Origin of the sequence: Streptomyces sp. NPDC057486, assembly GCF_042802415.1 — a bacterium.
Lineage (GTDB): Bacteria > Actinomycetota > Actinomycetes > Streptomycetales > Streptomycetaceae > Streptomyces > Streptomyces yanii.
In genome coordinates this window covers 13103-30507 of record NZ_JBHVEE010000044.1, presented here as the reverse complement: position 1 = coordinate 30507, position 17405 = coordinate 13103, and the positions used below count along the sequence as shown (strand labels likewise).

19 protein-coding genes are annotated in these 17405 nt (G+C 70.0%); 9 read left to right on the top strand and 10 right to left on the bottom strand.

Annotation, left to right across the window (positions count from 1 at the left end):
* Positions 1–174 precede the first annotated feature (174 nt).
* The gene (locus tag ACFU6I_RS21320) at positions 175–939 is read left to right on the top strand and encodes a hypothetical protein (RefSeq protein WP_384368963.1); all 765 of its coding nucleotides are present in this window, start codon (positions 175–177) and stop codon (positions 937–939) included.
* A gap of 97 nt (positions 940–1036) precedes the next feature.
* Here ACFU6I_RS21320 and ACFU6I_RS21315 read toward each other — a convergent pair whose 3' ends face one another.
* Both ACFU6I_RS21315 and ACFU6I_RS21310 read right to left on the bottom strand, forming a co-directional pair.
* Positions 1037–1555, bottom strand: coding sequence for a hypothetical protein (locus ACFU6I_RS21315; protein ID WP_384368960.1), 519 nt, complete (start codon positions 1553–1555; stop codon positions 1037–1039).
* A gap of 13 nt (positions 1556–1568) precedes the next feature.
* Positions 1569–2684, bottom strand: a complete 1116-nt coding sequence (locus tag ACFU6I_RS21310; protein ID WP_384368957.1) for a magnesium and cobalt transport protein CorA — start codon at positions 2682–2684, stop codon at positions 1569–1571.
* A 409-nt stretch (positions 2685–3093) separates the two neighbouring features.
* On the opposite strand from ACFU6I_RS21310, the gene ACFU6I_RS21305 reads away from it, so the two are divergent.
* Entirely contained in the window at positions 3094–3729 is a 636-nt protein-coding gene (locus tag ACFU6I_RS21305) for a suppressor of fused domain protein (protein WP_384368954.1), read from the top strand.
* An 87-nt stretch (positions 3730–3816) separates the two neighbouring features.
* Here ACFU6I_RS21305 and ACFU6I_RS21300 read toward each other — a convergent pair whose 3' ends face one another.
* Complete coding sequence (locus ACFU6I_RS21300; protein WP_384368951.1) at positions 3817–5049, bottom strand: MFS transporter; 1233 nt, start codon at positions 5047–5049, stop codon at positions 3817–3819.
* A 157-nt stretch (positions 5050–5206) separates the two neighbouring features.
* Here ACFU6I_RS21300 and ACFU6I_RS21295 point away from each other — a divergent pair, with 157 nt between their 5' ends.
* The 3 genes from ACFU6I_RS21295 to ACFU6I_RS21285 all read left to right on the top strand — a co-directional run bounded on the left by ACFU6I_RS21295 (position 5207) and on the right by ACFU6I_RS21285 (position 7544).
* Positions 5207–5851 carry a DUF6758 family protein gene (locus tag ACFU6I_RS21295; protein ID WP_345510513.1) on the top strand — a complete coding sequence of 215 codons (645 nt, stop codon included), beginning with the start codon at positions 5207–5209 and terminating at the stop codon, positions 5849–5851.
* Positions 5852–5958: 107 nt separating this feature from the next.
* Positions 5959–6825 (top strand): PHP domain-containing protein, encoded by an 867-nt coding sequence (locus ACFU6I_RS21290; RefSeq protein ID WP_384368948.1) that lies wholly within the window; start codon positions 5959–5961, stop codon positions 6823–6825.
* Positions 6826–6938: 113 nt separating this feature from the next.
* Entirely contained in the window at positions 6939–7544 is a 606-nt protein-coding gene (locus tag ACFU6I_RS21285; RefSeq protein ID WP_266981808.1) for a MarC family protein, read from the top strand.
* A 77-nt stretch (positions 7545–7621) separates the two neighbouring features.
* Here ACFU6I_RS21285 and ACFU6I_RS21280 read toward each other — a convergent pair whose 3' ends face one another.
* Complete coding sequence (locus ACFU6I_RS21280) at positions 7622–7774, bottom strand: hypothetical protein (RefSeq protein WP_167747282.1); 153 nt, start codon at positions 7772–7774, stop codon at positions 7622–7624.
* Positions 7775–7984: 210 nt separating this feature from the next.
* Between ACFU6I_RS21280 and ACFU6I_RS21275 the strand changes: the two genes are divergently transcribed.
* A complete protein-coding gene (locus ACFU6I_RS21275; RefSeq protein WP_384368945.1) occupies positions 7985–8872 on the top strand; it encodes an NYN domain-containing protein in 888 nt (295 codons plus the stop codon).
* A gap of 91 nt (positions 8873–8963) precedes the next feature.
* Here ACFU6I_RS21275 and ACFU6I_RS21270 read toward each other — a convergent pair whose 3' ends face one another.
* Together ACFU6I_RS21270 and ACFU6I_RS21265 are read right to left on the bottom strand one after the other, a co-directional pair.
* Positions 8964–9803, bottom strand: coding sequence for an alpha/beta fold hydrolase (locus ACFU6I_RS21270; RefSeq protein WP_384368942.1), 840 nt, complete (start codon positions 9801–9803; stop codon positions 8964–8966).
* Positions 9804–9962: 159 nt separating this feature from the next.
* The gene (locus ACFU6I_RS21265; protein WP_384368940.1) at positions 9963–11807 is read right to left on the bottom strand and encodes a DEAD/DEAH box helicase; all 1845 of its coding nucleotides are present in this window, start codon (positions 11805–11807) and stop codon (positions 9963–9965) included.
* A gap of 475 nt (positions 11808–12282) precedes the next feature.
* On the opposite strand from ACFU6I_RS21265, the gene ACFU6I_RS21260 reads away from it, so the two are divergent.
* Positions 12283–13017, top strand: coding sequence for a ferritin-like fold-containing protein (locus ACFU6I_RS21260; RefSeq protein WP_384368937.1), 735 nt, complete (start codon positions 12283–12285; stop codon positions 13015–13017).
* Between the two features lie 20 nt (positions 13018–13037).
* Here ACFU6I_RS21260 and ACFU6I_RS21255 read toward each other — a convergent pair whose 3' ends face one another.
* The 4 genes from ACFU6I_RS21255 to ACFU6I_RS21240 form a co-directional block, all read right to left on the bottom strand.
* The gene (locus tag ACFU6I_RS21255; protein WP_384368934.1) at positions 13038–13307 is read right to left on the bottom strand and encodes a hypothetical protein; all 270 of its coding nucleotides are present in this window, start codon (positions 13305–13307) and stop codon (positions 13038–13040) included.
* A gap of 235 nt (positions 13308–13542) precedes the next feature.
* Positions 13543–13770, bottom strand: a complete 228-nt coding sequence (locus ACFU6I_RS21250; protein ID WP_384368932.1) for a DUF3107 domain-containing protein — start codon at positions 13768–13770, stop codon at positions 13543–13545.
* Between the two features lie 148 nt (positions 13771–13918).
* A complete protein-coding gene (locus tag ACFU6I_RS21245; protein ID WP_266981795.1) occupies positions 13919–14560 on the bottom strand; it encodes a TetR/AcrR family transcriptional regulator in 642 nt (213 codons plus the stop codon).
* A gap of 168 nt (positions 14561–14728) precedes the next feature.
* Positions 14729–14944, bottom strand: a complete 216-nt coding sequence (locus ACFU6I_RS21240) for a hypothetical protein (RefSeq protein WP_345510504.1) — start codon at positions 14942–14944, stop codon at positions 14729–14731.
* 110 nt (positions 14945–15054) lie between these two features.
* Between ACFU6I_RS21240 and ACFU6I_RS21235 the strand changes: the two genes are divergently transcribed.
* Together ACFU6I_RS21235 and ACFU6I_RS21230 are read left to right on the top strand one after the other, a co-directional pair.
* On the top strand, positions 15055–16020 hold the full coding sequence (locus ACFU6I_RS21235; RefSeq protein WP_384368929.1) for an alpha/beta fold hydrolase: 966 nt from the start codon (positions 15055–15057) through the stop codon (positions 16018–16020).
* A complete protein-coding gene (locus ACFU6I_RS21230; protein WP_384368926.1) occupies positions 16005–17381 on the top strand; it encodes a DUF3152 domain-containing protein in 1377 nt (458 codons plus the stop codon). Before ACFU6I_RS21235 ends, ACFU6I_RS21230 begins: the two co-directional genes overlap by 16 nt.
* Positions 17382–17405: the final 24 nt, after the last annotated feature.

The following is a 17405-nucleotide window of genomic DNA, read 5'->3' as shown; positions in this document are numbered from 1 at the left end:
AAGGGCCGGTCCATTCAGGGATGATTTTCACCATTATGACGGGATCAGGCTAGCCCGTACCGCTCCGGGTCGTCCCGGTGAGCAGTCCGTACGGCTCTGCGCCGGACGGCGTGGGCGACACGGGTACGCTGCCGTCTGCCAGCCCCCGACATGCAGATGAGAGGCAGTGCGCCAGTGACCTCTTTTGTCCCGCCCGTCCGGACCCGCCGCCGGGCCGCTCTTGCCGTCGTGCTCTGTGCGGGGCTGACCGCAGCCCTGACGGGGTGCGGCGACGAGGACCCGGACAAGGGGACCAACGGCATCGGCAGGCTCTCGGCGGCCCAGATCGAGAAGAGGGCGCAGGCTGCGGCCGACTCCGCGGACGCGGTGCGGCTGGCCGGGACACTGGTCAGCAAGGGCGGCACGTACAAGCTCGACATGAGGCTCAAGGCGGACGGCGGCACGGGCTCCGTCACCTCGAGGACCAGCACGTTCGAGTTGCTGCGGATCGGTGACGAGGTCTATCTGAAGGCCGACTCCGGCTTCTGGAGCCATGAGGAGAAGGACAAGCAGAGCAGCCATTCCGGCGCGGCGGCGGGGGACAAGCTCCAGGACAAGTATGTGAAGGTCCCGCAGGACGACCCGACGTACAAGCAGCTGCGCGGCTTCACGGACATGAAGACCCTGCTCGACGGGATGCTCACACTGCACGGCAAGGTCAACAAGGGCGACCGCGGCAAGGTCGGCTCCGTCCGCACCATCCAGATCCTGGGCGGCAAGGGCGAGGGCGGGGCGCTCGACGTCTCGCTGAAGGGCACGCCGTATCCGCTGCGGTTCGCCCGTGGCGGCGGCGGGGGCACCATCACGCTCGCCGACTGGGGCACGGACTTCACGCTGGAGGCCCCGGCCAAGGATGACACCGTCGACTACGGGCAGCAGCTCCCCAGGTCGACCTCGTGACGCCGCGGCAGACGTGCGTGCCGAGCCCATGAACCCTGCGTGAACGAAAGACCCTCAGGGCCGTCCCGCAATCCCCGGCGGAACGACGGGACAGCCCTCAGCGGCGGCGCTTCAGCAGCAACCGCGGGAGCGCGTGAGGGACGGGACGGCGGGTGGTCGCCGGGGTCGGCAGCGGCGCCGCCGCGTGCGAGGTGTCCGGCAGCTCCGTGCGGGATTCGCCGGGCGCCAGCCGCAGCACCCGGCACGTGCTCGCCCAGCGCTCGGTCATCTGCTCGGCGTCCGGCGCGTTCAGCCGCTTGCCCTTGAGTTCGGCGACCGCCGCCTCCCACTCCTCGGAGTGCGGTGCGAGCTCCGTCACGGCGGCGGTCCAGGCGATCAGCCGGCCGCCCTTGTCCTTGCTGCGCACGGTCACCTCGGCGGCGGACCCGTCGGTGAGGCCGGCCGGGAGCGGCTGCTCGCCGGGGCCGTCCCCGACGAGATGGGCCGCGCCTTCGTGCCAGACGTGCCACAGCGCCCGCGCGGGCCCGGTGCCCCGTACCCAGATCAGGCCGGACTTCTTGGTGGCCTCCTCGACGAGGGCCGGTCCGAGCAGCGAGTCAGCGGCAGCAGCAGTCATGCCGTCAACTGTATTAGAGCCAGCCGTTGCGCTTGAGCGAGCGATGGATGGAGAAGCAGACGACCCCGATGACGCCCATCACCATCGGATAGCCGTACGTCCACCGCAGCTCCGGCATGTGCTTGAAGTTCATGCCGTAGACGCCGCAGATCATCGTCGGTACGGCGATGATGGCCGCCCAGGACGTGATCTTGCGCATGTCCTCGTTCTGCGCGACGGTCGCCTGTGCCAGGTTGGCCTGCAGGATCGAGTTCAGCAGTTCGTCGAAGCCGATGACCTCTTCGTGAACCCGTGCCAGGTGGTCGGCGACGTCCCGGAAGTACTTCTGGATGTCCGGATCGATCAGCCGCATCGGCCGCTCGCTGAGCAGCTGCATGGGCCGCAGCAGCGGGGAGACGGCCCGCTTGAACTCCAGGACCTCACGCTTCAGCTGGTAGATCCGGCTTGCGTCCGAGCCGCGCGGGCTGCCCTTCGCGGGGGTGGAGAAGACCTCGATCTCCACCTCGTCGATGTCGTCCTGGACGGCGCCGGCCACGGCGATGTAGCCGTCGACGACATGGTCGGCGATGGAGTGCAGGACCGACGAAGGTCCCTTGGCGAGCAGCTCCGGGTCGTCCTGCAGCCGGTGGCGCAGCGCCCGCAGCGAGCCGTGTCCGCCGTGCCGGACGGTGATGACGAAGTCCCGGCCGGTGAAGCACATCACCTCACCGGTCTCGACGACCTCGCTGGTCGCGGTGAGCTCGGCGTGCTCGACGTAGTGGATGGTCTTGAAGACGGTGAAGAGCGTGTCGTCGTACCGCTCCAGCTTGGGCCGCTGGTGGGCGTGGACGGCGTCCTCGACGGCGAGCGGGTGGAGGCCGAACTCCCGGGCGATCCCGGCGAATTCCTCCTCGGTCGGCTCGTGCAGGCCGATCCAGGCGAAGCCGCCGTCCTCGCGCACCCGAAGCATCGCTTCGTGCGGGGTCAGGCAGCCGGCGCTCTCCACGCGGCGTCCGTCGCGGTAGACCGCGCAGTCGACGACCGCGCTGGAGGCGGACGGGTCACGGGTGGTGTCGTAACTGCTGTGCAGGGCGTTGGTCTTGCGCAGGGACGGGCGCACGGCAGCGCGCAGGTCACGGATCATCGACATGGCTGGCTCCTTCACGGAGGGCCGTCGTCGGGCACGTGGAACAGCCCGGAATGGGGACGTGTGCTCACATCCGCAAAGCGGGCGGCACCGCGGCGGCGCGATGACGGCGTTCGCTACAGACAGGCAAAAAAGGAGTGCTCTTCCGTCGTGCGCAACGCCCTGAGTCCTGACGGGGGAGGCGTCAGATCACCGAAGAAGGGTGTGGGGCGGAAGAGCGGTTGGTACTGCACGATCGACTTCGGTCCATTGCAGCCCCACCTCCTCCAGCCGGTCCCCCGTGGGGGATGACGTGTTGTCGGGACTGAGAGCGACGCTTCTGCGTGCTGTCCCGACCAGCGGCCAAGACTATCAGCCGACTCCGGCCCAATCCCTTACTTTGCCCGTTCCATACGCGTCCTATGCTCGCAGCATGGAAGAAATTCTTGCTCTGGTCGAGGCCCGGCTCCGTACGGCTCTCGGTGAACCGGACGCGCGCGCCGCGGTGACGTTTCTCGGTACAGACCGGATCGAGGTACTCCGTTTCATCGACGGCGATGTGGTGCGCTACGCCACGCTCGGCATGTCCGCCCAGCCGATGTCCGATCCGACCGCGGCCCTCGCGGACCCGGTGAAGGGGCCGCGCGCCGAGCTCGTCCTCTCCGTGCGGGCCGGGCTCGCCGACACGGACAAGGTGCTCCGCCCACTGGCCGTGCTGGCGGCTTCCCCGCAGGTCGAGGGGTTGGTCGTGGCTCCCGGCGCCTCGCTGGACCTGGGTGAACCACTGTGGCCCGGGGCGCCGTTCAGCTCCGTGCTGGTCGCCGAGCCGGGCGGGCTGGTCGAGGACCTGGAACTGAACGAGCCTGCACCGCGCAGCGGCTCCGTGGGGGGCGGCGGCCGGGAGACGGGCGGGCCGATGGAGCCGGTGCGGTTCCTGCCGCTGCTGCCGATGACGCCCAACGAGGCGGCGTGGAAGCGGGTCCGCGGGGCGCAGGAGCTCCACGAACGGTGGTTGTCGCACGGGACGGATCTGCGGGATCCGCTGCGTACCTCCGTGGCCCTGGACTGAGACGAACGCCATACGTGCAGGGGGAAGCCCCGCCGCGCGGCCAGGAGGGGGAGCCGCGGGCGGGGCGGAACAGGGTTCGCGCAAGGGTCAGTTGGCGAAGGCGGTGACGCCGTCCTCGGTGGCGTGCTTCGGCTCCAGCTCCTGCGCCTCATGGGTCAGTGCCGTGCGCCGGACCCGGACGACGACCGCGCCGACGACGGCCGCGACCGCGGCGACCACGAACGGGATGTGGATGTTGCTCCATTCCTCGATCTTCGGGGCGAGGTACGGGGCGGCTGCCGCGGCGAACCAGCGGACGAAGTTGTAACCCGCGCTCGCCACCGGGCGTGGCGCGTCCGAGACGCCGAGCGCCAGCTCCGTGTAGACGGTGTTGTTCATGCCGATGAAGGCGCCCGAGACGATCGTGCAGACGATGGCTGTGGTGTGGTTGCCGTAGCCGAGGATCAGCAGGTCGGCGGCGAGCAGCACCAGTGAGGCGCCGAGCACCTTGAGCGAGCCGAGGCGCTTCTGCAGCCGGGGCGCGACGAGCACCGAGAAGACGGCGAGCAGCAGACCCCAGGCGAAGAAGACCGCTCCGGACTTGTACGGCGTCATGTTCAGCACGAACGGCGTGAACGCCAGGATCGTGAAGAACGCGTAGTTGTAGAAGAACGCCGAGGCCGCGACGGAGGCGAGGCCGCCGTGGCCGAGCGCCTTGACCGGGTCGAGCAGTGAGGTCCTGCGGGCGGGCTTCGGCTGTTCCTTCAGGAACGCCGTGATGCAGATGAAGCCGATCGCCATCAGGGCCGCGGTGCCGAAGAACGGATAGCGCCAGCTGGCGTCGCCGAGCAGCGCGCCGAGCAGCGGCCCGCACGCCATGCCGAGGCCGAGTGCCGATTCGTACAGCAGGATCGCCGCCGAACTGCCGCCCGCCGCCGCGCCGACGATCACGGCGAGCGCGGTCGAGACGAAGAGCGCGTTGCCGAGGCCCCAGCCGGCCCGGAACCCGACGAGTTCCGCCACGGACGACGAGGTGCCGGAGAGTGCGGCGAAGACGACGACGAGCGCGAGACCGGTCAGCAGCGTCTTGCGGCCGCCGATCCGGCTGGAGACGAAGCCGGTGACGAGCATCGCGACCGCGGTGATCAGGAAGTACGAGGTGAAGAGCAGGGACACCTGGCTGGGCGTCGCCTCGAGCCCCTTGGCGATGGACGGCAGAATCGGGTCCACCAGCCCGATTCCCATGAACGCGACAACAGAGGCGCCCGCGGTGGCCCAGACGGCCTTCGGCTGGCGCAGGATGCTGCCCGCTCCCTGATCGAACGGATCCTCTCCCTGCATGGGTCTTCTCGCTCTCCACTAGATCGGTGCGTTATGCACAGAATAAGTTAGAGAAGCTAATAATTGCAAGCTACATCTAATGCCCCTGGTGGGAGCCACGCTGCGGACGGGTGATCGTCCTTGACGCGGCGACAGCCGGGGAGGACCGTTGGTCGCTATGAGGGGCGAACCCAGTTGCCCGAAGTGCGGAGGCCGGGTCAGGGCGCCCGGTCTTTTCGCCGACACCTGGCAGTGCGCGGTGCATGGCGCCGTGTATCCGCTGCAGCCGGTGATCCCGCCCAGCGTCGAGGCGCTCGGGGTGGTGGTGGCCCGCGCCCAGGTGCCGGTGTGGATGCCCTGGCCGCTGCCGGTCGGCTGGCTGTTCACCGGTGTCTCGTACGCGGGCGACGACCGCAGCGGCGGCCGCGCCACCGTCGTCGCCTGCTCGGGCCCCGGTCCACTGGGCGGTATGGGCGAGCTGCTGCTCGTCGCCGAGGAGCTGGGGGTCGGACTCGGTGCGCGCTACGCCGGGATCGACGGCCCCGACCCCGGCCCGTACCTCCATGTCGACGGACCTCCCGACGCCAAGGTGCTCGCCGCCGGACGCCCCACCTCGCTCTGGCACGTCAAGGGCGCCCCCGAGGACCGGGCGGTCTTCGCCGGTGAGGCACGCGGGCTCTGGCTCTGGGCGATCGTCTGGCCCGAGCAGTCCGGGCTGCTGATGTACGACGAACTGATACTGACCGATCTGCGCGAGGCCGGGGCGGAGGCCGAACTCGTGCCGTGCGGGGCGCTCACACCACGGCTGCTCGACCGGCCCTGACCGCCGGACGCGCGCCCGGGCGTCGTCGTGACCGGCCGGGCGCTGTTCGAATGCCGGTTATCCTTGGGCGTCCCCCCTGTCCGGCTGCGAGCACTGGAGTACGCGTCGTGCGCATCGACCTGCACACCCACTCCACTGCCTCGGACGGCACGGACAGCCCCGCGGAGCTGGTGCGGAACGCCGCCGCCGCGGGCCTCGATGTCGTCGCCCTCACCGACCACGACACCGCCCGCGGCCATGCCGAGGCGATTGCCGCGCTCCCCGAGGGCCTCACCCTCGTCACCGGCGCCGAGCTCTCCTGCCGGGTCGACGGTGTGGGGCTGCACATGCTCGCGTACCTCTTCGACCCCGACGAGCCGGAACTGGCACGCGAACGCGAGCTGGTACGGGACGACCGGGTGCCGCGTGCACAGACCATGGTCCGCAAGCTCCAGGAACTCGGCGTCCCGGTCGAGTGGCAGCAGGTCGCCCGGATCGCGGGGGGCGGCTCGGTCGGCAGGCCGCACATCGCCACCGCGCTCGTCGAGCTCGGCGTCGTCGAGACGGTCTCGGACGCCTTCACGCCCGAGTGGCTCGCGGACGGCGGACGCGCCTACGCACAGAAGCACGAGCTCGACCCGTTCGACGCGATCCGGCTGGTCAAGGCCGCCGGTGGCGTCACCGTCTTCGCCCACCCGCTCGCCGTCAAGCGCGGCGAAGTGGTGCCCGAGGCGGCCATCGCACGGCTCGCCGCCGCGGGCCTCGACGGGATCGAGGTCGACCACATGGACCACGACGAGCCGACCAGGGCCCGGCTGCGCGGACTCGCCAAGGAACTGGGGCTGCTGGCCACCGGCTCCAGCGACTACCACGGCAGCCGGAAGACCGTACAGCTCGGCGACTACACCACCGACCCGGAGATCTACGGCGAGATCACCCGGCGCGCCACGGGAGCCTTCCCGGTGCCGGGCGCCGGCGGGCCCCGCAACGCGTAGGTACCTGTCCGCGCCTCTCACCCCTCCTCACCTCTTCTCGCACGCCCGGCCGCTCACGGCTGCGGGCTGCGCACGTCCCGTCTCGACCCGCTCTCTTCTCGCAAGGCCTCACTGTGTTCGACGTTGCTGTCTTCGGATCCCTATTTCTCACGCTTTTTGTGATTATGGATCCACCCGGAATCACCCCGATCTTCCTCGCCCTCACCGCCGGGCGGCCCGCCAAGATGCAGCGCAGGATGGCGCTCCAGGCGGTTGCCGTCGCCTTCGGCGTGATAGCCGTCTTCGGTGTGCTCGGTCAGCAGATCCTCGACTATCTGCATGTCTCCGTCCCCGCCCTGATGATCGCGGGCGGGCTGCTCCTGCTGCTGATCGCACTCGATCTGCTGACCGGCAAGACCGACGAACCGACGCAGACGAAGGATGTCAACGTCGCGCTCGTGCCGCTGGGAATGCCGCTGCTCGCCGGCCCCGGCGCGATCGTCTCGGTGATCCTTGCGGTGCAGCACGCCGACAGCTTCGGGAGTCAGGTCTCGGTCTGGACGGCGATCGTCGCCATGCACCTCGTGCTCTGGCTGACCATGCGCTACTCGCTGCTGATCATCCGCGTGATCAAGGACGGCGGCGTCGTCCTGGTGACGAGGCTCGCGGGAATGATGCTCTCGGCCATCGCCGTGCAGCAGATCATCAACGGAGTCACCCAGGTCATCCAGAACTCCTGACGCCGACCCGGACACCACAGCGCCCCCGTACGGACCGTCCGTGCGGGGGCGCTTCGTCTTTGTACGTCGGTGAGGCGTTACGAAGCCGAGTTCTCGGCCGGGCGGATATAGATGCGCTGGCCTATCGAAGCGGCCTGCTGCACGATCCGGTTGACGGAGGCGGCGTCCACGACGGTGCTGTCCACGGCGGTACCGTCGACATCGTCGAGTCGCATGATCTCGAAGCGCATAGGGCTTCCCTTCGTCTGATCCTCCTGCTGGAGAACTACTGGGAGGACGGGTGACCCGTCCGCAAGGATGTGGAGCGTCGGACATCGGCGTCCCGCGCTCCACAAGGTGTACAACGGCTTGCCACCAGCAAACATTCCCTACGCTAAGGAAATTTTTTGGATGTCTAAGTACCAGCGGGAAACCGGCCGTGCGCGGACAATGAGGTCCGCATGAACGAGGCGCAGATCGGCGAACGCCTGGACCGCACCAACGAGCTGCTCCAGCGCATGCTCGCCGAGGTGTCCAAAACCCCCTCGACCCACGCGATCTTCGTGGACGCGGGCTATGTGTACGCCGCGGCCGGGCTGCTCGTCACCGGCACGGAGGACCGGCGCTCCTTCGATCTCGACGCGGAAGGGCTGATCGAGGCCTTCATCGACAAGGCCCGCACCATCTTCGCGGACAGCAGACTTCTGCGCGTGTACTGGTACGACGGGGCCAGGCGCCGGATCCACACGGTCGAGCAGCAGTCCATCGCCGAACTTCCCGACGTCAAGGTCAGACTCGGCAACCTCAACGCCAACAACCAGCAGAAGGGCGTCGACTCACTCATCCGCACCGACCTCGAATCCCTCGCCCGGCACCGCGCGATCAGCGACGCGGCGCTCGTCGGCGGCGACGAGGACCTGGTGTCCGCGGTCGAGGCGGCGCAGGGGTACGGGGCCCGGGTCCACCTCTGGGGCATCGAGGCGGGCGAAGGGCGCAACCAGGCCGAACCGCTGCTCTGGGAAGTCGACAGCCAGCGCACCTTCGACCTGGACTTCTGCCGCCCGTATGTCACCAGACGCCCCGTCACCACGTACGAGGACGACACCCCGGCCCCCTCCCGCGAGGACGTCCGCTTCGTCGGTGCGCAGATCGCCGCCGCCTGGCTCTCCGCCCGCGGCCGCGACGCCCTCGCCGACCTGCTGCCCGGACACCCCTACCTGCCGGGCTCCGTGGACCAGGACCTGCTGGTCGAGGCCGAACGGCTGCTCCAGCACTCGCTGCGCGGCCACGCCCATCTGCGCCGGGCGCTGCGCGACGGCTTCTGGCAGCACCTGCAGGCGCAGTACTGAGCCAAGGGCTGTTCCGCCGTCCCTGCCGGGCGCACGACGACAGGCACGGCACCTCGTCGCGTTGTCGGAGCGTCCGAATCGGATCAGGTCGTCACACGCCGTCCCAGAAGGCGGCCAGCGCGGCGGCGGTCTGCTCCGGGCGGTCCGTGTTGGGGGAGTGCTCGGCGCCCGCGATCCGGCTGCGGTGCGCGCCGAGCCGCTGCGCCATCTCGTCGAGCAACGGCACCGGCCAGGTGTCGTCGCGCTCGCCGGAGAGCACATGGACGGGCAGTGGTACGGCGGCGAGTTCGGCTACCCGGTCCGGCTCCGTCGCCAGCTGCCGCCCGGTGGCGATCAGCTGGGCGGGACGGTGGCGCAGCCAACGCCGGCGAAGCCCCTCGCCGTCCGCTGCCGCCGCGTCCTCGGGCGGGTCGAGGGCGCGCATCGCGTCCCACACTTCGGCCATGCTCAGCGTCGCGAGCGCGTCGCTGAGCATCTTCACCTTGAGCTGCTGGGCCTCGACCACCTGTGCGGGGCCGGAGGACACCAGCGTCAGCGAACGGAACGGCGAGGCGTCGAGAAGGACGGCGGCGCGGGCGATCTGCCCGCCGAGCGAGTGGCCGAGGAGATGCACGGAGCCACCGAGTGCGTTGGCCTGCGCGAGCACATCACGAGCCAACTCGCTTTGTTCGTAGGCCTCCTGACGGTCCGTTCCATCTGTCTCGTACTGCCCGCGCCCGTCGGCGGCGACGATGCGGTAGCCGGCGGCGGAGAGCGGTTCGAGGAGCGCGATGAAGTCCTCCTTGCTGCCCATGTATCCGGGCAGCAGAAGGGCGGTGCCGCGCGGCTCGGTGGGCGGCGAGGCATCCAGCACGGCGAAGGCCCCGCGCGCGGTGGGCAGCGCGTGGGCGCGGGAGCAGGAGGGCGGGATGAAGGTGGGCGGCCGACTCATGACACGAGGCTATGTCCTCACACGCCCGACGGGCCGACTGCGTCCTCAAACGCCGGACGGGCCTGAGGATGTCCTCAGACCCGTCCGGCATGATCAAGCCCCTCCGGCAATCGAGGAGCGGGGTCGGGGGCGGAGCCCCGAACGACCATCGGCGTGTGCTCAGCCCTCGGTCCTGGCCGCAGTGCGCGGCGCCCGCCGCCTCCGCGGCTTGGCCTCGCCCTCCGCGACCGGAACCTCCACGACGCTCTCCGCCTTCGGCTTCGCCGCGGCCCGCGTCCGCCGACGCGGCCTCGCCGGCTCGGGCTCGGCGATCGGCGCGATCTGGAAGTCGACCTCGTCCTCGGCCGGCTTGGCGACGATCCGGGCGCGGCGCCGCGGCTTCGTCACCGTCTTCGCCTCCACCACCGGCTCGGCCATGGGCGCGATCTGGAAGTCGACCTCGTCCGCAGGCTTGGTGACGGTGCGGGCCCGACGGCGACGCGGCTTGGCCTCGGCCTCCGCCTCGACTGCCGGTGTCCCGACGACGGCCGGAGCCTCCGCCAGGGCCACGGCGGCCTCGGCCGCGACATCCGGGACCGCGACCCGCGTACGGCGACGACGGCGCGGCGTGCGCGGCTCCACCGGGGCGTCAGCGGCGGGCGCGGCCACCGCAGCCTGCGCGGGCTCCGTGGCCGGCGCCGGCACCGCGGCAGCAGTGCTCTCCGTGAGCGCGGATCCGCCCCGTGTACGACGACGCTGACGCGGCGTACGCGGCGCCCGCTCCTCCCGTACGGCAGGAGCCGACGCCGCGGACGACTTGCGGCCGCGGCCGCCCGTCTCGCCCAGGTCCTCGATCTCCTCGGCCCGCAGACCCGCACGGGTCCGCTCGGCGCGCGGCAGGACACCCTTGGTGCCGGCCGGGATGTCGAGCTCCTCGAACAGGTGCGGCGACGTGGAGTACGTCTCGACCGGGTCGTTGAAGTTCAGGTCCAGGGCCTTGTTGATCAGCTGCCAGCGCGGGATGTCGTCCCAGTCGACCAGCGTGATCGCGATGCCCTTGGCGCCCGCGCGGCCGGTCCGGCCGATGCGGTGGAGGTAGGTCTTCTCGTCCTCCGGCGACTGGTAGTTGATGACGTGCGTGACGCCCTCGACGTCGATACCGCGGGCCGCGACATCGGTGCAGACGAGCACGTCCACCTTGCCGTTGCGGAAGGCGCGCAGCGCCTGCTCACGGGCGCCCTGGCCGAGGTCGCCGTGGACCGCGCCGGACGCGAAACCGCGCTTCTCCAGCTGCTCGGCGATGTCGGCTGCCGTCCGCTTGGTGCGGCAGAAGATCATCGCCAGCCCACGGCCGTTGGCCTGCAGTATCCGCGAGACCATCTCCGGCTTGTCCATGGAGTGGGCACGGAAGACGTGCTGCGAGATGTTGGCGACGGTCGCGCCGTCGTCGTCGGGCGAGGTGGCGCGGATGTGCGTCGGCTGCGACATGTAACGCCGCGCGAGGCCGATGACCGCACCCGGCATGGTCGCCGAGAACAGCATCGTCTGGCGGGTCGGCGGCAGCATGGTGATGATCCGCTCGACGTCGGGCAGGAAGCCCAGGTCGAGCATCTCGTCGGCCTCGTCGAGGACGAGGGCACGCACGTGCGACAGGTCGAGCTTGCGCTGGCCGGCCAGGTCGAGCAGGCGGCCCGGGGTGCCGACGATCACGTCGACGCCCTTCTTCAGGGCCTCGACCTGCGGTTCGTACGCACGGCCGCCGTAGATCGCGAGAACGCGGACGTTACGCACCTTGCCGGCGGTCAGCAGGTCGTTGGTGACCTGCTGGCAGAGCTCACGCGTGGGGACGACGACCAGCGCCTGCGGCGCATCGGTCAGCTGCTCGGGCTTGGCCCGGCCCGCCTCGACGTCCGCGGGGACGGTGACGCGCTCCAGCAGGGGAAGACCGAAACCGAGCGTCTTGCCGGTACCGGTCTTGGCCTGTCCGATCACGTCGGAGCCGGAGAGTGCGACGGGGAGCGTCATCTCCTGGATGGGAAAGGGGGACACAATGCCGACGGCTTCGAGGGCCTCGGCCGTCTCGGGAAGAATCCCGAGGTCTCGGAACGTAGTCAGGGTGCTGCCTCTTCTGTGAGACGCGGTCCGAGGCGAACGCTGGGGGTCGTACCGTGCCGGGGTTGGTCATCCGGCCGTGGATGGGCCGGGTGGCGCGGGACCACTGCCGTCGCTCGAGCGCTCGTGCCGCTGAGGGGGCCCCTCATCTGCGGTCGTACGTGGTGTACGCCCCGCGCGGAGGGCTGTCGGGTCGGAGCCGATCGGGCCACCGACCGGGCATCCTCATTCAATTTCGCGCCACCGGTACATCCAAAATACTCAGTAACCGCAATACCACTGTACCCCGGATTCGCGCATGTGTGTTGGGCGAATTCATCGGAACGGTGTGATGGCACCGGCTGACCAGGCCCTTCCATCCTTCGACGGGCGGGCTATTCTGCGGTTCATGGAGACGCCTGACAACGCCACTGAAGCACCCGCACCCACCGGAATCGCCGCCCAGGACTGGGCCACCGCATCCGCTGAGCCGCAGTACCGTGCCGCGGTCGTGGATCTGCTGGGAGCACTCGCGTACGGGGAGCTGGCGGCCTTCGAGCGGCTCGCCGAGGACGCAAAACTCGCGCCGACGCTGGCCGACAAGGCGGAGCTGGCAAAGATGGCGTCCGCCGAATTCCATCACTTCGAGCGGTTGACGGACCGGCTGACCGCGATCGAGACCGAGCCGACCGCGGCCATGGAGCCGTTCGCCAAGGCGCTCGACGACTTCCACCGCCAGACCGCCCCGTCGGACTGGCTGGAGGGTCTGGTCAAGGCGTACGTCGGCGACTCGATCGCCAGTGACTTCTACCGTGAGGTCGCCGTACGCCTCGACTCGGACACCCGCTCGCTCGTCCTCGCCGTGCTGGACGACACGGGCCACGGCAACTTCGCCGTCGAGAAGGTGCGCGCCGCGATCGAGGCCGACCCGAGGGTCGGCGGCCGGCTCGCGCTGTGGGCCCGGCGGCTGATGGGTGAGGCGCTCTCCCAGGCCCAGCGGGTGGTCGCCGACCGCGACGCGCTGTCGACGATGCTGGTGGGCGGCGTGGCGGACGGGTTCGACCTGGCCGAGGTCGGCCGGATGTTCTCGCGGATCACCGAGGCGCACACCAAGCGGATGGCCGCGCTCGGACTGGCTGCCTGACAGACCGCCGACGGGCCCCCTCAGGCCGCCGCTGATCGGCTCAGGCGGCGGCCGCGCGGGCGGATCAGCAGCGACAGCGTCACCGCGCCGATCAGCACCGCGCCGATCAGGGTGGGCAGGACATGTCCGGGGCCCAGCACCGAATGCATCAGATACGCGCCGAACAGGGCACCCAGAGCACCGGTGGTGAAGACGGCACGGCCGGACGGGAGCCGACCGGGCAGCAAGCGGAGCGCCGCCCAGGAGAGGACGAGTCCGAGTGCGACGGAGCCGAGGGATTCCCAGATCACAGACGATCACCTCGCGGGTTGCGGAGGGGTGTCCCCCCATGCTTGCAGAGCGAAGGGGGAGGGCAAAACGGTCGTAGGCCGTACTACCCGTGGGATGCGGAACGCAACCCTCCCCGGGGCAGGTTCCGCACAGGTGCCGCACCGCGGAAACCGGCACTGAGCAGCGGCAGAACGCAGAAGCGGCCCGGCGGGGGTACACCCCTCCGGGCCGCTTCGCACTGCTGCGCGTCTGTCCCTACAGCGCGCCGAACCCTACTCGCCGCGTGCTCGGCTCGCCGATCTCCACGTAGGCGACCCGGTCGGCCGGCACCAGGACCTTGCGGCCCTTGTCGTCCTTGAGGCTGAGCAGCTGCGCCTTGCCGGTGAGAGCCTCGGCGACCGCGCTCTCGACCTCCTCGGCGGAAAGCCCGCTCTCCAGAACGATCTCCCGGGGTGCGTGCTGCACGCCGATCTTGACCTCCACGGCTATGTCCCTCCGACGGTCAGTCCTCATGCGCGTGAGCCGCGCCGTACGCACCACACATTAGCCCGGTGAGCGGAGCTGTCAGAGGTCGGCGGGCAACGCCCGCAGCGAACACGTACCGCGGACACGGAGGAGTGCCGACCGGACGTCAGTGCTGATCGATGCCGTGCAGGGGGAACCCGGCGATGCCACGCCAGGCCAGCGAGGTGAGGAGCTGTACCGCCGTGTCGCGCGGGATCCCCGACCGGCTGGACAGCCAGTACCGGGCGACGACCTGGGACACGCCCCCCAGACCGACCGCGAGCAGCATCGACTCGTCCTTGGAGAGCCCCGTGTCCCCCGCGATGACGTCGGAGATCGCCTCCGCGCACTGCAGCGAGACCCGGTCGACCCGTTCCCGTACCGCCGGCTCGTTCGTCAGGTCCGACTCGAAGACCAGCCGGAAGGCGCCGCCCTCGTCCTCGACATACGCGAAATAGGCGTCCATCGTCGCGGCGACACGGAGCTTGTTGTCCGTCGTCGACGCCAGCGCGGTACGCACCGCCTGCAGCAGCGATTCGCAGTGCTGGTCGAGCAGCGCCAGATAGAGCTCCAGCTTGCCCGGGAAGTGCTGGTAGAGCACCGGCTTGCTGACACCGGCCCGCTCGGCGATGTCGTCCATCGCGGCGGAGTGGTAACCCTGCGCGACGAAGACCTCCTGCGCGGCGCCCAGCAGCTGGTTGCGTCGGGCGCGGCGAGGCAGGCGAGTACCCCGCGGGCGCGCCGCCTCTGTCTGCTCGATGGCTGTCACGCCGCCTCCCAAAATTGTGATCGAACACAGCCTTTTTCTGCACGCTGCGCCGTACAGCCATCGTACTTTTGAGTAACCCGGGTGCGCGCGGCGCGGACGCAGAATTTCACGGACCGGACGGCTGCGGTAGCCACAGATTCGTCGACCTGCACGGCAAAGCGGGACGTATCAGCGGTAATCGTCCTCGTCCTCCGCGACGACGCGGGCCTGCTCCGCCGCATCCGCCTCATTTGCGGTGTCCCGGTCGATGTCCGTGAGCGGATCGTCGCTCCTCGGCTGGAGGTCGGCCTGCTGTTCGGCCGCGTCAGCCTCGGGTGCCTCCGGGTCCGGCTCGTCCGGCTGAATTCTCTCGAAGGTCTCCGGGTCGCTGGGGTCGACCGTCATGGTGACTCCCTTCCTTAGCTTCGAGCCTAGGAGCTAGCCCGGCACGGCGCTATGCGATCTGTGACCGCGAACACATGAACCACGGTGTGATCGTCTCGTAACATTGCCGCATGTCATCGACCGAGCTGCCGGGAGTCCGAGCCGCCGCTGCAGCGGCGGCCCCCACGGTGAGCGCCGTCCGGGTTGCCGAGGGGGAGGAGTTGCGCTCCGTCGCGCTCCCCGGCCTGACGCTGAACGTCCGCGCCCGGCCGTCGGAGCGGACCGGTCTGTCGCCCGCGCTCTACGTGCACGGGCTCGGCGGCTCCTCGCAGAACTGGTCGGCGCTGATGCCGCTGCTCCAGGACGTGGTGGACGGCGAGGCGGTCGACCTGCCCGGCTTCGGGGACTCCCCGCCGCCGGACGACGGCAACTATTCGGTCACCGGACACGCCCGCGCGGTGATCCGGCTCCTGGACGCGGGGGAGCGCGGTCCCGTCCATCTCTTCGGTAATTCGCTCGGCGGCGCGGTGGCCACCCGGGTCGCGGCCGTCCGCCCCGACCTGGTGAGAACGCTCACCCTCATCTCGCCGGCGCTGCCCGAGATCCGGGTGCAGTGGCCCGCCGTACCGACCGGACTGCTCGCCGTTCCGGGGGTCGCATCCCTGTTCTCCCGGATGACCAGGGACATGACGGCGGAACAACGGACGCGCGGAGTCATGGCACTCTGTTACGGCGATCCGGCACGCGTCTCCGAAGCCGGCTTCCGCGAAGCGGTGGCCGAAATGGAGAGACGGCTGGAACTGCCGTACTTCTGGGATGCGATGGCGCGCTCGGCGCGTGGCATCGTCGATGCGTACACGCTGGGCGGGCAGCACGGACTGTGGCGCCAGGCCGAGCGTGTGCTCGCACCGACCCAGCTCGTGTACGGCGGACGGGACCAGCTCGTCTCGTACCGGATGGCACGCAGAGCGTCCGCGGCCTTCCGCGATTCGCGGCTGCTGACACTGCCCGACGCAGGGCACGTGGCGATGATGGAGTACCCGGAAGCGGTCGCCCAGGCGTTCCGGGAACTGCTCGACGAATGCGGCGGGAGCTGATCCGGGGCGTGGGACGACATAGCCGAAAAGAGCCCCCAGCCAGCGAACGAGATATCGATGCCGGAGCGGCGGACCGGGGTGGCGCTCGTGAGGCGACCCGGCCGGAGCCCGGCAGTGGACGACGCAGGAAGGTGGCCGGAGTGCCGCCCGGCGCGGACGGGCACACCCCTTTCCAGGGGGTCCCGCAGGTGCGTGGCGGCCATCCCGAGCAGCGCGAGCCGGGGGGCGGCTGGGGGACCGGACCGCAGCCGGTGTTCGACGAGCAGGCTCCGGGGCGGCCGGGCGGCCCGGGGCTGCGGCCCGGGAAGCCGCAGATGCCTCGGCCCACAGCCCGGCCGATGCCGGAGGGGATGTCGGATCGGCAGCCCGAGGCCGGTACACGGTCGCTGATACCGGGTCCGCGACGGGAGTTCGTCGATGCCTTCGACGCACCGTCCGCGCCGCCCGCCCCCCGTTCCCCGTCCGCCCCGCCGGCCGACCCGTTCACCGCGGTCGGCGACGGGGAGGAGCAGCCGCCCCCCGGCGACGGCGATGCCCCACCGGTCACCAGGAGCAGCAAGGGGCGCACCTTCACCGGTGTCGCAGCCGCCGCCGTGACCACCGTGCTCGCGGTGGTCGTGGCCGGTCAGGTCGCACATGACAGCAGAGGGCGCGTCGGCATGGCGGCATCCGGCGCGGGCGTCGACCGGGACGGTGGCGAGGACACCTCCTCCCGTTCGGACGACCGGCCGACGCCGAAAGCGGTGGCGGCCGCGCCTCTCTCGTACGAGCAGAAGATGGCTGTGGCCTATCCGCTCGCTCCGGAACTCAAGGGTTCCGGACACTTCGAGACGGTCCCGGGAACGGCGAAGGCTCCGGGCAAGGGGCATAAGTATCGCTATCGGATCGACGTCGAGAAAGGTCTCGGCCTCGACGCCGGACTTTTTGCCGAGGCGGTCCAGAGAACCCTTAATGACGACCGCAGCTGGGCGCACGACGGCGCCATGACTTTCGAGCGGGTCTCCTCGGGCGATCCGGATTTCGTGATCACTCTGGCCAGCCCGGGAACCACCGGTGACTGGTGCGGGAAGTCGGGTCTCGATACGACCGAAGACAATGTCTCGTGCGATTCGGCGGCGACCGAGCGCGTGATGATCAACGCCTATCGCTGGGCGCAGGGATCATCGACGTTCGGCCCGAAGAAGCTCTTCTCCTACCGCCAGATGCTGATCAACCACGAGGTCGGCCACCGGCTGGGTCACAATCATGTGAGCTGCCGCACGCCGGGCGCACTCGCTCCCGTGATGCAGCAGCAGACCAAGTCCCTCGATGTCGACGGCATCAAGTGCCGCCCCAACGCCTGGGTTTATCCGGGCAGTTGAGCCCGGTCGGGCCGCCCGTCGGCC